This window comes from Micromonospora musae (assembly GCF_003626635.1).
GTDB classification, from domain to species: Bacteria; Actinomycetota; Actinomycetes; order Mycobacteriales; family Micromonosporaceae; genus Micromonospora; species Micromonospora musae.
Window position 1 is genome coordinate 631,150 of the sequence record NZ_RAZT01000001.1, and the last position, 13,749, is coordinate 644,898.

10 protein-coding genes are annotated in these 13,749 nt (G+C 69.3%); 3 read left to right on the forward strand and 7 right to left on the reverse strand.

The genetic code is table 11. The features are described from left to right. Nucleotides 1-56 precede the first annotated feature (56 nt). The 4 genes from D7044_RS02820 to D7044_RS02835 form a co-directional block, all read right to left on the reverse strand. Nucleotides 57-2,303, reverse strand: coding sequence for a penicillin acylase family protein (locus D7044_RS02820; protein ID WP_120687914.1), 2,247 nt, complete (start codon nucleotides 2,301-2,303; stop codon nucleotides 57-59). Nucleotides 2,304-2,399: 96 nt separating this feature from the next. After that, complete coding sequence (locus D7044_RS02825) at nucleotides 2,400-4,337, reverse strand: M14 family metallopeptidase (protein WP_199716420.1); 1,938 nt, start codon at nucleotides 4,335-4,337, stop codon at nucleotides 2,400-2,402. Between the two features lie 280 nt (nucleotides 4,338-4,617). Next, a complete protein-coding gene (locus D7044_RS02830; RefSeq protein ID WP_147434569.1) occupies nucleotides 4,618-7,215 on the reverse strand; it encodes a M64 family metallopeptidase in 2,598 nt (865 codons plus the stop codon). A 235-nt stretch (nucleotides 7,216-7,450) separates the two neighbouring features. Continuing rightward, entirely contained in the window at nucleotides 7,451-7,813 is a 363-nt protein-coding gene (locus D7044_RS02835) for an STAS domain-containing protein (protein ID WP_120675910.1), read from the reverse strand. Nucleotides 7,814-8,055: 242 nt separating this feature from the next. Here D7044_RS02835 and D7044_RS02840 point away from each other — a divergent pair, with 242 nt between their 5' ends. After that, entirely contained in the window at nucleotides 8,056-8,808 is a 753-nt protein-coding gene (locus D7044_RS02840; RefSeq protein ID WP_158609950.1) for a GAF and ANTAR domain-containing protein, read from the forward strand. Nucleotides 8,809-8,855: 47 nt separating this feature from the next. Here the strand turns inward: D7044_RS02840 and D7044_RS02845 are convergent, their stop codons facing one another. From D7044_RS02845 to D7044_RS02855, 3 genes are all read right to left on the reverse strand, one after another. After that, a complete protein-coding gene (locus D7044_RS02845) occupies nucleotides 8,856-9,467 on the reverse strand; it encodes a TetR/AcrR family transcriptional regulator (RefSeq protein WP_158609951.1) in 612 nt (203 codons plus the stop codon). Between the two features lie 310 nt (nucleotides 9,468-9,777). Continuing rightward, nucleotides 9,778-10,782: an SDR family NAD(P)-dependent oxidoreductase gene (locus tag D7044_RS02850; protein WP_120687865.1), complete on the reverse strand. Its 1,005-nt coding sequence runs from the start codon at nucleotides 10,780-10,782 to the stop codon at nucleotides 9,778-9,780. A 137-nt stretch (nucleotides 10,783-10,919) separates the two neighbouring features. Continuing rightward, nucleotides 10,920-11,828: an SDR family NAD(P)-dependent oxidoreductase gene (locus tag D7044_RS02855; RefSeq protein WP_233564846.1), complete on the reverse strand. Its 909-nt coding sequence runs from the start codon at nucleotides 11,826-11,828 to the stop codon at nucleotides 10,920-10,922. A 294-nt stretch (nucleotides 11,829-12,122) separates the two neighbouring features. On the opposite strand from D7044_RS02855, the gene D7044_RS02860 reads away from it, so the two are divergent. Continuing rightward, entirely contained in the window at nucleotides 12,123-13,025 is a 903-nt protein-coding gene (locus tag D7044_RS02860; RefSeq protein ID WP_120687867.1) for a LysR family transcriptional regulator, read from the forward strand. 143 nt (nucleotides 13,026-13,168) lie between these two features. After that, the gene (locus D7044_RS02865; RefSeq protein ID WP_120687868.1) at nucleotides 13,169-13,633 is read left to right on the forward strand and encodes a nuclear transport factor 2 family protein; all 465 of its coding nucleotides are present in this window, start codon (nucleotides 13,169-13,171) and stop codon (nucleotides 13,631-13,633) included. The last annotated feature ends 116 nt before the right edge of the window (nucleotides 13,634-13,749 follow it).

Here is a 13,749-nt window from a genome sequence, read left to right on the forward strand (position 1 = left end):
TCGCGGTGGGGCCGGCGGCACGTCTCTCGCGTGGTCGCCGGCCCCGCCGCCGGTGGTCAGCTACCCGGGCGGTAGACCCGCTCGATGTGGCCCTTGAGGTCCTGCGGATAGAAGTAGACCGGCCGCAGGTCGCCGCTCGCGTAACGGTCGACCTGGTCGTCGAAGTGCGGCGATTCGGGGTGGCCGCTCGCGCCGCCGGCCGTCACCGCCCAGGCGCGCAGCCTCCGGCCGAACTCCACCACGGCGACGAAGCTGTTGCCGCTGGTGCCGTAGTAGCGCTTCGTGCCCGGGTAGCGCCGCGCGCCGAACGAGGCGAGGGAGCCCCACTGCGCGGAGGTGAAGGGCACCGGGAAGCTCGGCTTGGTGTCGTCGAAGGTCTGGGTGATCGCGCCGTCGTTGCGCTGGAAGCGGTTGATCTGCCCCCAGGGCACCTGCCAGCTGCCGAAGTCCTGCGTGAGCCGCGCCGCGGCCTCCGTGAGCGCGGTGAGCCGCTGCGCGTCGGTGGCCCGCTCGGCCAGGTAGTCCCACATCGACATGCCCGCGTCCCGGGCGGCCTGGGACAGGGGGGCCCAGAGCGCCTCGCCCCAGAACACGGCCAGCGACGTCGCCGTCGACTCGGCGTCCCACCGGTAGTCCCAGCGGCGGAGCAGGTCGATCGGCTCGGCGAGGTCCGCCTTCTGCTGGTCGCCCTCGGGCAGCTTGTCCCAGGCCTCGACGAGCTGCGGCACGAGCCGGGCGAAGGCGGTGAGGTAGGTGTCGAAGGCCGCGTCGATCAGGCTCTGCGGGGTGAAGCGGCGTTGCGCGGTCAGCACCCGGATCGCCTGCGGCCCGCGCGGGTTCTCGCCGGCCTGGTCGAAGTAGCGCGGGTAGTCCTCCGGCTTCGGGCTGTACGGGCCCGCGGCAGTCCACGGCCAGTTGTTCGTGTTGAACGCCCAGCCGTTTCTCGGGTTCACCGCCTGCGGCAGGCTCTTGAGGCTGTGCAGTCCGCGCCAGTCGGTGGCCGGGTCGCTGCCGTCGACGGGTTTGCGGTAGTCGAAGCGGTCGTTGCGGACCGGCATGAACTGCGGCACCAGGAAGGCGATCTCGCCCTTCGAGTCGGCGAAGAGCGTGTTGTTCGAGCTGTTCGCCTTGTAGCCAGCCACCTGCATGAAGTCCGCGTAGTCGCGGGTCTTGGTGCGCAGGAAGCTCTGCAGCAGCGCCTCCACGGGCTTGTTCATCAACGCGAACGCGATCCACTTGCCGTCCGCCTCACGCACGATCGGCCCGTGGTGGGTGGCGAGGGTGGTGAAGGTGCGCTTCGCCCGCCCGCCGTCGGTCGTGCGGTACGACAGCGTGATGGTCTTCTTCGTGACCGGTCGCAGCGCGTCACCGTAGCGGTAGTAGTGGCGGCCGTCGGCCTTGGTCACGATCGTCTCGGCGAACTCGTCGACGTTGTCGACGCCGCTGGAGGTGTGCATCCAGCCGGTGTTCTCGTTGAAGCCCTGGTAGATGAAGAACTGCCCCCAGGTGGCCGCGCCGTAGGCGTCGAGCCCCTCATCGCTGGTCACGTGCTGCTCGGAGCGGAAGAAGAAGCTGGTGTGCGGGTTGATCAGGAGCAGCGCGTGGCCGTCGCGGGTGTGACTCGGTGCGATGGCCATGCCGTTGGATCCGGAGGGCTCGCGGAAGACCAGTCCGAGCTCCTCGTCGGTCATCTCGACCGACCGGTTGTCGTAGAAGGCTTCGAGCTGGCTGAGCGGAACCCGCTCGATGTCGCCGCCGATGCTGCCCTCGGAGAAGCTCAGCGGCATCCACGGCTCGAAGCGGGTGATCACGCGTGGCCGCACCTCGGGGTGCGTCGCGAGGTAGTAGTTCAGCCCGTCGGCCCAGGCCTGCATGAGCTTGCGCAGCCAGGCCGGGCTGTCCGCGTAGTACCGCTTCAGCACGCCCGGGTCGATGAAGAGCCGCTGGCGCAGGTCCTGCCAGATCGCGCTCTCGCCCTCGGACTCGGCGAGGCGGCCGAGGCTCACCAGGTAGTTGCGTTCGATCCGGTTGAAGTCGTCCTCGGCCTGGGCGTAGATCATCCCGAAGACCGCGTCGGCGTCGGTCCTGCCCACCACGTGCGGGATGCCCCAGTCGTCGCGGGTGATCGTCACGCGCGCCGCCTGCTTACGCCAGCGGGCCAGGTCGGACGTGTTCTGTTTGGGGGCGGCGACGGCGCCGCCGGACGGCAGGCCCGTCGCTACGGCCGCGGCTGCGGCGGCCAGTCCGGCTGCTCCGCCCAGCACCCGGCGTCGGCTGAGCCTTCCGTTCTGCACGTCGTTCATGAGCTGGTTCACTTTCTCCGTTCCGGGGGGTTGTGCACGGTTGTGGGCCGGGAGGTGGGCGTCGCCGCGGGCGCGGGCGACGCCCACCTCACGAGTTCAGCCCAGGCGTACGGCGGCGGAGTCCAGACCGCCTCGGACGCTTACCGCGTTCACCGTGACCGTGTCGCTGTCGGCCTTGGCGACGCGGAGGCGGACCTTCTGGTCGTCACCGCCGTCGAGGTAGAACTGCGGGGCGTCGCCGACCCGGCGGGCGCCCTCGACCGTGATGGTGTCCGGCGCGACGATCTTGATTTCCTTCGCCTGCTCCAGGGCGGTCGGGATGCGGCCGGTGTTCTTCACCGTCGCCGTGATCTCGTGCGTGGCCCCGTCGCTCTGCCCGCCCTTGAGCTTCTTGACCTGGACCCGGGTGAGGTCGAGCTGCGGCAGCGACTCGGTCAGGTAGAGGTTGAACCGGGCCTGGTTGGCGGCCCACTCGCCGATCAGGTCGTCCGACGGGTTCTGCGACCAGAACTTCGGGTTGATGCCGCCCACCTCGACGGCCCCGAGCGTCGGGTGCTGCGCCTTCGTCCAGGGCAGGAAGCACTTCGTCTTGCCGTTCTCGGCGCACCACCGCGACCGCTCCCAGTCGGCGTACCGGCCGTCCTTGTCGTAGTCGGTGAAGTCGCCACCGTTCCAGATCTCGTCGCCGTACCAGACCGCGCCGTACTGGAAGTAGCCGAAGTCCGGGCCGTGTCCGAAGAGCGCCTCCGGCTCACCGCCGTTGCGGGTGGCGTAGTCGATGTAGACGCTGCCGGCGTTGCGGTATCCGGTGAACGAGACGCCGGCCTTGTCGAAGTGCTCGTAGAGCTTGCGGTCGGGCGTGTACATGCACTCGACCGGGTCGCAGGTCGACGGGCCGCGCAGGTGCATCGGCACGCGGGTGTCCATGCTGTTCACCGCGGCGATGTTGGTGTGCGACATCAGCCAGGTGTAGACGTGCTTGGTCTCCGGCTCCGAGAGCGGGTACTCACCGGCGCCGCCCTGGGTCAGGTTGCGGCCCGTCGCGTCGTCCTCGGCCATCGGGTGCCAGTTGTAGGGGTAGTTGCGATGCAGGTCCAGGCCGCCGACGCCGTCTTCGTTGAGGCGGCCGTCGCCGTCGTTGTCGATGCCCTCGGAGAACATGAGGTAGTCGCCGTTGCCGGCGCCGACGCTCAGCATCGCGTTTCCGGCCGGGTCGCGTGCGTCGACGACGTGGGTGCCCTTGCCGATGCCCACGTACTGGCGCATCTGGCTCAGGTAGCCGTCGTCGTTGATGTCCTCGCCCGAGTCGTCGTCACGCTTGCCGTCACCGTCGTTGTCGTACGGGCGGACGGTCGACCGGTTGGTCTGGGCGGTGTAGAGGTACATGTCGTGGCCGTCGGGGTTGTTGACCGGACGGATGTAGACGGTCTTGTCGTCGAGCATCTTGTCGACGGTCCGGTCCTTGCCGGCCTTCGTGATGAGGTGGTGAGCCAACCACAGCGAACTCTCGGCCGACGAGGTCTCCCCGGAGTGCCGGTTGCCCTCGAAGTACGCGGCCGGCTTGTCGGTGTCCCGCCCGGTGGACTTGTCGGTGATGGTCAGCTGGTAGATCGGTTGACCGCTGTAGCTCTCTCCGACGATGTACAGGTCGACGATGTCGGGGCGCTCGTGGGCCCACTTCTTCAGCCACCACTGGATCTCGATGCCGGTGTGGAAGTGGTCGAAGTCCATCTGGCCCGGGTTCGTCGGCTGCACCTGGTCGTACTCGACGACCTTGAAGGTGCTCTCCCCGTCGCGTTGGCCGGCGATCGTGATGGTGGGGGTCGTCGGGGTGACGCTGCTGGGGAACGGCCCCGGGTCCTGCGCCTGCTGGAGGCCGACGGTGAAGGTGGGGGTGGCGGAGAGAGCGGCGTCGTCGAGCGAAGCGCCTCCGCCGGCACCCCAGAGCGGTGCCGTCCCGACGGCGAGGACACCCGCTGTCAGGACCGCCAACATGGCTGTAGGGCGCTTCTTCTTCGACGCGTGCGCGGGCACGACGTCGTGGTGGTCGGATTCCGGCTGATCAGACGAGCGGGGTGAAACTTCGGAGCCCAAGGCAAATCTCCCGGTGTCACGTCGGTTGCCCGTCGCCGACAGGCAGGGCAATTACTCTGCGTAATTGGGTGGCCACCCTGTGGGTACTCGAGTTGAGATCACCGTAATCGGCTGCACCATCGATGTAAATATCTAAATGCCTTTCGGTCCTTACGGCACGGCCGGTGGCGGGCCGGCTGTCACCGACCCGCCACCTGCTCCGCCGAGCCGTGTGCGCGCACTACAGAGCCGCGCAGTCACCACCCTTGGCGCCGTTGACCGTGTTGGGCGCGCCGAAGTCCTTGACCGCCGCGCTGTTGCCGGCGCAGCTCAGCGCTCCGTTGATCCGGCTACCGACCAGGACGGGCCCGTAGGCGCCGGCCAGCCGGGTGTACCGCTCGTTCGCGGTCACCTGGACGTTCTGCGCCAGGCTCACCGCACCGTTGAAGGTGCTACCGGCGATCGTCACGTCCCGGGTGGTGCCGGCGATCTGCGTCGAGCCGTTGACCTTGCTGCCGAAGATCTGCACCGCCTGCGCGCCGGTCGCCGCCAACGTGCCGGTGATCGTGCTGTCGCTGACCACCAGCGAAGCGCCGGGCCGCACCGAGACCGCACCGACCACCTGGGCGTTCTTCAGGCAGGTCACGCCCTCGCTGGCCACGACGCGGAACTGCGTGCCGGTCAGCGTCCTCGTGCAGTCGGGCGAGGAGCCCGGCAGCACGGTGGCCCGGTAGGAGCTCGGTTCGCCGACGTTGCCGGCCGGGTCGATGGCCCGGTGCTCGACGAGGTGCGTGCCGAACCCCGGCACGAACCCACCGCCGGGGTGGTCGTCCGGCAGCGTCTGCTCGAACGCGGCCTTCGACAGGCCGCCGGTACCGAGGTTGCCGTAGGTCAGCGCCTTGACATCGGTGCCGGAGTGGCGGAACTGGAACGGCGACTCGGGCATCGGCTTCTCGGGGAAGCCGAAGTAGTTGTACCAGCCGTCCTTGTCCAGCCGGAGCTGACCGACGACGTAACGCTGCTCGGCGTAGCCGCTCTGGTCGTCCCGCGGATCCAGGCGCATGTCCCACCCGTTGAAGTAGACCGGGTGCTCCAGGTTGCCGGCGAGCCGGGTCAGCGGCTGCGACAGCGTGCGGGGCGCCGTCGGGCGGGCGTTGTCGACGGTCCACTCGACCTGGTCGGAGACGCCACCCGGGTCGGCCGGGTCGGTCACCGTCGCGGTCAGCTTGTGGGTACCCGCGGCGAGCTTCAACGACCCGAGGTCGAGGTTGCGGCTGTTGTGCGGGTTCGACACCGGCTTGCCGTTCAGCGACCAGGCCACGTCGAGGATCCGGTCGTCGGGGTGGTTGGTCCGCACGTACACGACCTCGTCACCGGCGACCGGTTGGCTGTTCATGGTGTGGCTGGTGATGGTTGCGGCGGGCGACGACGGCGTCACCTTGGTCTCCCCCACCGTCCACTGCCGGGTCTGCACGAACCGCGGACCGTTGTAGCCGGAGTTCGTGGCCGTGTTGCCGGTGGACGGGTTGCGTACCCAGTCGGTGCCCTCCGGCCCCACCGGGTCGCGCACCTCGACGTGCACCACGGTCCCGGCCGGCAGGTTGAGCGAGCCGAGGTCGAGATCGCGGCTGTTCTTCGTGTCGAGTACGGTGCCCTCCGGGCCGCCCACGCGCCAGGTCACCTGCAGCTCGTGGTAGCGCGGCTGACCCGGCTCGACCCACAGCACGGCGTCGGAGGCGACGGTGCCGGTCGGCGTGTTCCGCACGTTCATCTGCCCGGAGTTACGCATCCCGGTCACCCGGGCGACCATGTGCTCCAGGCCGATCTGGTCGAAGTCGAACCCGATCCAGCGCATCATCGAGTGCTCGCTGGGCCGACGCTGCCCGCACGGGTAGCTGCCACCCCCCTCGTGCAGCCCGATCGTGCCGCCGGAGAGGCTCTCCTCGCCGACCCAGCGCCACCACTTGTGCTGGTCCTCGACCATCTTCTGCGGGTCGGTGTAGGTGCTGTGGTGGAAGCTGTTCGGCTCGCCGCCGGTGTAGCAGGGGCGGACCACGTCACGGGAGGAGTACGGGTACTCGTCGGCGAGCGTGCCGAGCGAGTGGCCGATCTCGTGCAGCGAGATCAGCGGGCCCTGTGGGGAGCCGCCCGAGGTCGTCGCGTTGGTGCCGCCGATCCCGCCGTACGTGAACGTGTTGAAGATCGCCAGCGTCTGCACGTTCTGCGAGGTGCGCGGAATGCCCAGCACCGGCGCCACGTAGTTGTCGAGGATCCGGTTGTGCGCCTGGTTGCCGGTCTCACAGGGGTTGACCCCGGCCGGGTAGTAGGCGGCGAAGTCCTGACAGTTCTCCGGCGCGCCGCCGTAGACGGTGCCCCGCGACAGCGGGTCGGCGCAGCCGTTCTGGTAGATCATCCGCAACGCGGTGTTCTTGGCGTTGATCGGACCCTCGCGCTCACCGGTGTCCCGGATCGTGCCGTCCGCATGGCGCACCCGACCGTCCGGATCGCACCGTACGCCGTAGTCGATCGAGGCGATCTCCACCGCGTACACGTTGATGTAGTCGCGGTAGGTGCGGAACGGCTCCGTGGCCCACATCACGGCCAGGTTGCGGTCCACGTCCTGGAGGAAGAGCTGCTGCTGGTCCCACTGGTAGCCGTCACCCATGATGATCAGATTCAGCCGCTCGGCCGCCGGGCCGGTGACCTGGATCGGGTGCACCTTCGGGTTCGGCAGCGGCATCGGCGGACCATCCGCCGGAGCGCCGCTCGCCGGGCCGACCCCGGTCAGCAGGCTGGCCACCAGGGCCACCGCCGCCAGGGTCGCAACCTTGAGTCTCACGAACTCCCACCTCACCTTCATCAGCCGGCATCACTCTCCGGCCACCAGAAGCTAGTGCGGGGTCCGCTCAGGAATCACCAGACAGCTGATGGAACTTCCGCAGCCATCGGCCGTTCAGCCGACGGGCCAAGGGGCCGAGGAGCCGACGTCACAGGTTTAGGTTGATCAACTTTGGGAATGTCTTCGGTACGGGTGGAGAACTCGCGCAGAGCACGGACCGGGAACGAAAGGCAGGTCACTCGATGATGAACTCGTCGCTGAGGCCGACCAGGCTCAGAACGGTGACAGTGATCCGGGACGGCCTGCGCACCACCAGCCCGCAACCCCTCGTGGCCGCCCGCTCGCGTACGGTCAGCAGCGCGGTGATTCCGGCGGCGCTGAAGAAGCTCACTCCGCTCAGGTCGAGCACCAGCACCGGCGGCGGCACACCGCTTAGAACCGTCATCGTGAAGTCGACAAGCAGCTCCACGGTGGCCATGTCGAGTGGTCCCCGGACCTCGACCACCGAATCCGGGCCCTCCGTGGTGAGCACGACGGAGAGAACAGATTCGTCGGTGGCGAGCGGCGGTGCCGGATGCGGCACCTGATGAACGGACATGAGTCTGCTCCTCGGTGAGGATCTCCGGACCGGGTCGATGCCCCACCACCTGCGGTGGGCGGCACTGGTCCTGGGCTCATGTCCGAACCCACGTCGACCTTAGCCGGGAATCACCCGATCCGCACCCTGCCCAGCCCAGAGCTTGGGCCCCCTTGGCAACGAGACGCACCGCCGGCGCCCCCGAGAGGGACGAGCCAGGACGGTCACCCCCACCTTCACTGCACCTTGAGGAGGTAGCGATGATGTCCGAAGCCACTGAGTCGCATCTGGCCCCCGCGTACGGCCGACTGCTGACCCTGCTCGCCGACTCACCTCACGTCGACGTCTTCCTCGACCAGGTCGTGCGGGTCGCCGCAGAGGTCGTCACCCCCGCGGTCGGCTGCGGAATGACCGTGCGCCGGGACGGTCCGGCCTTCACCGTCGCCGCCAGCAACGACCTCGCCGTGCGGGCCGACGAGATCCAGTACGGCGCCGACGAGGGCCCCTGCCTGCATGCGCTGTACAGCGGAGGAATCGTCGAGGTCCCCGACCTGCGCCGGGACGACCGCTGGCCACGCTACCGCGAACACGCCCTCAAGCTCGGCATCGTCTGCTCGCTGTCGCTGCCGATGACCATCGACGGCGAGACCCTGGGCGCGTTGAACCTCTACGCCACCGAGGCCACCGCCTTCGACGCCACGGCCCGCCGGCAGGCGGTCGCCTTCGCCGAGCAGAGCACCGCGGCGCTGACCGTCATCCTCCGTCAGGCCGAGCAGGCCCTCGTACATCAGCAACTCACCGACGCGATGGCCTCGCGCAGCGTGATAGACCAGGCGCTCGGGGTGGTGATGGGTCAACAACGGTGCACCGCCACGGAGGCCTTCGCGTTGCTCCGGCAGGCGTCGCAGCACCGCAACCGCAAACTGCGTGACGTCGCTGCGGAGATCATCACGCAGGTCACCGGCAGGACGCCGCAGCCGTCCGCCGAGTTCGTCGTGTCCCGCCGCGACGACTGACCACGGCAGCGCGCCCACGCCGACGGTCTTCGGTCGGCCTCGCCTCGTTACGGCAGCACGCCGTCGAGCAGGCGGGCCAGACCGAACTCGAACCACCGCTCCAGTTCCCGGTCCGGGTCCGCCGGGACGGCCCCGGCGGCGGCCAGCCAGGGGCGCTCGGCGGTACGCCCGGTGCGCTCCAGCCGAGCGAAGGTACGGGTCGACCAACTCCCCCACGCCGCGCCGCCGGCGTCGCGCTCCGCGCGTTCGGCCACATGCAGCAGCGCCATGCCCTGCACGAAGCCACTCATCGCGAGATAGCCGGCGAACGCGTCGGGCGGGTCGTACCCGACGCCGGTGAGCACGTCCACCGCGCCGTCGACCAGCGCCAGCACCGCCGGGCCGGTCGGCGGCCGGGTCTTCGCGAGGACGGCCAGCAGCCACGGATGCCGCCGGTATAGCGACCACTCCGCGCGGGCGAGCCGTTCGAGGCGTTCACGCGGCGACCGGCCCGCTCCGTCGCCGGCCCGTTCGGTGCCGAGCACCTGCTCGGCCATCGCGGCGAGCAGGTCGTCGCGGTTGCGTACCCACCGATAGACCGCGTCAGTGCTGAGCCCCGCGTGGTGGGACACGGCGCGCATCGACACGGCGTCGAGACCGTCGGCGTCGGCCAGTCGCACCGCGACGCGGACCAACTCGTCCCGGGTGACGGCACGGTCGCCGCCGCGGGCCGACGGCCGTCGCCGTGCCGGCGCGGTGCGGCCCCGATCCTGGCGGCGGCGGTACGCCCGGGCCTGGCAGCCGCGTGAACAGTAACGCCGGGGCCGCCCGCGGCCGGCACTCGGGGGCAGCCCCACCCCACACTCGACGCATCGTGGTCCGTCCACCCGGCACCACCTCTTCGTCCCGCATCCGCTGTGCCGAACGTACTCCCCGGCCGGTCGGACGGTCAGCCTCGGAGAGCCCGCGCTGTCCTGGGTGACGCCGAGACTATTGGATCTCGCTGTTGGTCAGCTGTTCGCTCAGGTCCCACAGGCGGTCGGCGAGCTGCGCGTCGACGGCGTAGGACATCACGCCGACGGCCGTCTCCACCCGACCCGTCATCACGTCTATGGATTCGTCGTGCGAGGTAAGCAGCGGGGAGATCTCGTTGTTCTCGCAGTAGACGCCGCCCATCCCGTCGAGCTGCGGGGCGGTGGCGCACCAGACGATGGTGGATGCCCCCTGTTCGACGGTCTTGCGACCCGACTCCGGGTCGACGACGCGGTTGCCGTACTCGTCGACGAGGTTGTTCGTTCGCAGGTACTCCGGCGTGGTCCACGGGCTGAGGTTCGTGCCGATGATGAGACCCGGGTGCAGGGAGAAGCCGCGGATGTCGTCGGCCTCGCCGCGCCGGTCGAGCCCGACCGCGAAGAGGATGTTCGCGGTCTTCGACTGGCCGTAGGCCAGCCAGCCGTCGTACTCGCGGCGTTCGAAGTTCGGGTCGTCGAAGACCACGGGCGAGAGGTTGTGCGCCCATGCCGAGACCGAGACCACCCGCGCGCCCCCGGCCCGGTGCAGGGCGGGCCAGAGCCGGGTGGTGAGCTGGAAGTGTCCGAGATGGTTCGTGGCGAACTGCGCTTCGTAGCCGCGGGCGTCCCGGGTCAGCGGCACGTTCTGGATGCCCGCGCTGTTGACCAGGATGTGCAGCGGCCGTCCGGTCGCGAGGAACCTGTCGGCGAACACGTCGATCGAAGCGGGATCCATCAGGTCCAACTGTTCGACCTCGACGCCGTCGATGCCGGCGAGCAGGTCCCGGGCGCGGTCCGGGGAGCGGACCGGGACGACCACGGTGGCGCCGGCACCGCGCAGCGCACGGGTGGTCTCCAGGCCGAGGCCGGAGTGGCCGCCCGTGACGATCGCGGTCCGGCCCGAGAGGTCGATCCCCTTGATGACGTCGGCAGTTGTGGCGGCTGCGCCGAAGCCGGAGCCGATCGGAGATTGTGGAGTGGGCATGTCAGATCCTCCTGAAGGAGAAGGGGTGTTGCGGGCTGAAGGAGAAGGGGTGTTGCGGGGCTGACTGGCGTCCCGCTTCGGGCGCGTCGCCGTGGCAGCGGGGTCGACGCCCCGTTCAGGGGTGGGCGAGTGGCGCGTCACGACACGTTCGTCGAGCGACTGACCGCCTCCCAGGTGACCATGTCGGCCAGCAGGGACTCGTGGTGGGCACGCAACGCGTCGACCGCGTCGCCGCCGAGCACGAGGCGCAGTGGCGGGTTCTCGGCATCGAGCACCTTGATGATGGCGGCCGCGGCCTTCGCCGGGTCGCCCGGTTCGATGCCGGCGATCCCCGCGACCATCTGCCGAAGACCTCCCGAACTCGCCTGGTAGGCCGGGTTCTCGGGGGCCAGGAGCATGTTGTTGGTGATCTTGGTGCGGAACATGCCCGGCTCCACCAGCAGCACCCGAACGCCCAGGGGCGCCAGTTCGCTCGACAGCGCCTCGCTGAAGGCCTCAAGCGCGTGCTTCGCGGCGTCGTAGGCCCCCAGCCCCGGGTAGGTCATCCGACCGCCCAGGGAGCTCATCTGCACGATCGTCCCGCTGCCCTGCTCGCGCATCAGCGGAACGATCGCCTTGGTGACCTCCGCGGCGCCGAAGAAGTTGACCTCCATCATCGAGCGCAGCTGCTCCATCGACGTCTCCTCGACGGCGCCGATCATGGTGAAACCAGCGTTGTTCACCAGGACGTCGATGCGACCGAACACGGCCAGCGTCGCCTTCGCGGCGGCCTGGACCGACGCCGGGTCCGTGACGTCCAGCGCCGCTGTGCTGAGCCGGTCGCCACCGATCTCCGCGAGGAAGGCGAGCGCTTCCGGACGACGCGCGGTGGTCATCACCCGGTCGCCGGCGGCCAGCGCGGCGAGCGCGACCTCCCGGCCGAACCCGCTCGAACAGCCGGTGATCAACCAGACGCGATCCTGCGTTTCGTTCGTCATTTCCGTGCCTTTCAATGGGGTGTTTGCCGAAATCAATAGTGGTTTTGGCGCACCGAACACGTCCAACACCTATCGCCTGTCGTGGTGGCAGGATTTTCCTGTGACCCTGGCTCTTCGGCACCTGAGGTATTTCGCCCAGGAATCCATTCCCAGCCGTGCCACCAAACAATTCCGGGTCACCTGTTCGAAGACCAGAGTCTTCGTCGGCGAGCCGGTATGAGTCGTCCCGCCCGAGGTGCGTCCGCTCTCCGCCCGGCGGGGCTCCCCACTCCACTTCGTGTCCTCGTCGGCAGGAGCAATGCTGCTCGCAGGCAGTCCGGCGCGGCCAACACCGGTTACCTGCCACGGCGGTAGTCTCGGCCTGTGAACCCTGATCTTCGGCAGCTCCGCTACTTCGTCGCCGTCGCCGAGGAGTCGAGCTTCACCCGGGCCGCCAGCCGACTGATGATCACGCAACAATCGCTCTCCCAGCAGATCAACGCGCTGGAACGGATTCTCGGCGCGAAACTTTTCCACCGGGACAGCAGAGGCACCACGCTGAGCGATACCGGGTCGCTTTTCCTACCCGAGGCACGCGCGGTTCTGGACCGCGCCGACGAGGCCGTCGCCGTGGTCCGGCGGGCCGTACGGGGCGAGACTGGTCGGCTCCGCCTCGCGTTCCTCGCCACGACCGCGAACCATCTGCTGCCGCCGGTGGTCCGGGCCGCCCGGGAACACCTCCCCGGCCTGGAGCTGATCACCGAGGAGACCAGCATCGCCCCATTGGTCGAAGGCGTGCTCAGCGGCGAGTTCGACCTCGCGTTCACCCGACCCCCGCAGGTCCCGGGCCTGGCCGCACGGACCATCGTCACCGAACAGGTGTGCGTCGTCCTGCCCGAGGGGCATCCACTCGCCGACCGCACCGAGCTGACCCTCTCCGAGTTGGTCAACGAACGTTGGGTCATGACCCCGCGCAGCTCCTGGGAGCCCTGGCACCGGACATTCGACGAGAACTTCCGCGCCGCCGGGTTCAGCCCGGAGATCGTCGCCCGCGACGCCAGCGTGCAGGGGCTGCTCGGCCTCGTCGCGGCCGGCGTCGGGATCACCCGGCTCGGCTGGTCGGCGCACAACCTGCGCCGTACCGGTGTGGTGTTCGTACCGCTCGCCGGCGAGGTCACGCCGACCGAGATGATCTGGCGGCCCGACAACACCTCGCCCGCGCTGCGCCGGGTCGTCGACGTGGTGACCGAGCTGGCCGCCACGACCGACCTCACCGCCACCGGCTGACGCCCCCGCCGAGGACCCGCGGCCACAGGCTGCGGCTGCCGCCGTGCCAGGTAATCGATGTTGGCCTGCCCGGACGTGCCCGGGCCAGTATCGTCCCTGGCTATGCGCAGGGAGCCGCCACCCCACTGACCTGAGGAAGCACCATGAGCAATCCCACGACGTTCGCTGATCAGCTCGCCGATCGACTGGCGATCCGCGAACTGGTCGACGCCTACGCCCACCTGGCGGACCGACGCGACGCCCAGGGGCAGGCGGCGCTCTTCACCGACGACGCCCGCGTGGCGGTGTACGACGGCGACCCCGACCTGACCGAGCCGGCGCAGGTCCTCACGGGTCGCACGGACCTGGCCGCCGCCTTCGGCTCGCTGAGCAACTACGACAAGACGACCCACTTCAACGGTCAGAGCAGCGTGACCCTCGACGGGGACCGCGCCACCGGAGAGACGTACTGCCTCGCGCACCACCTCTGGACCGACGAGGGACAGCGCACCCTCATGGTCATGTCGATCCGCTACCACGACACCTTCGTCCGGCAGGGCGGTCGGTGGTTCTTTGCCGAGCGTCGGCTCATCACCGACTGGGTCGACCGTCGCCCCTCGGCCAACTGACGGTCTCCGGGTCGGTCCAGGCCCCTTCGCACGACGCCCGCGGCGGATCCCGGTAGGCACCCGTCGGCGAAGCCGGCACATTTTCGTCACCGCATCCGCTGTGACGAAAGCACTCC

Excerpts from the sequence above, each read along its gene's own strand:
- D7044_RS02865 (WP_120687868.1), top strand. The coding sequence starts at position 13,169 with ATGAGCAATCCCACGACGTTCGCTGATCAGCTCGCCGATCGACTGGCG.
- D7044_RS02820 (WP_120687914.1), bottom strand. The coding sequence starts at position 2,303 with ATGAACGACGTGCAGAACGGAAGGCTCAGCCGACGCCGGGTGCTGGGC.
- D7044_RS02850 (WP_120687865.1), bottom strand. The coding sequence starts at position 10,782 with ATGCCCACTCCACAATCTCCGATCGGCTCCGGCTTCGGCGCAGCCGCC.
- D7044_RS02840 (WP_158609950.1), top strand. The coding sequence starts at position 8,056 with ATGTCCGAAGCCACTGAGTCGCATCTGGCCCCCGCGTACGGCCGACTG.
- D7044_RS02835 (WP_120675910.1), bottom strand. The coding sequence starts at position 7,813 with ATGTCCGTTCATCAGGTGCCGCATCCGGCACCGCCGCTCGCCACCGAC.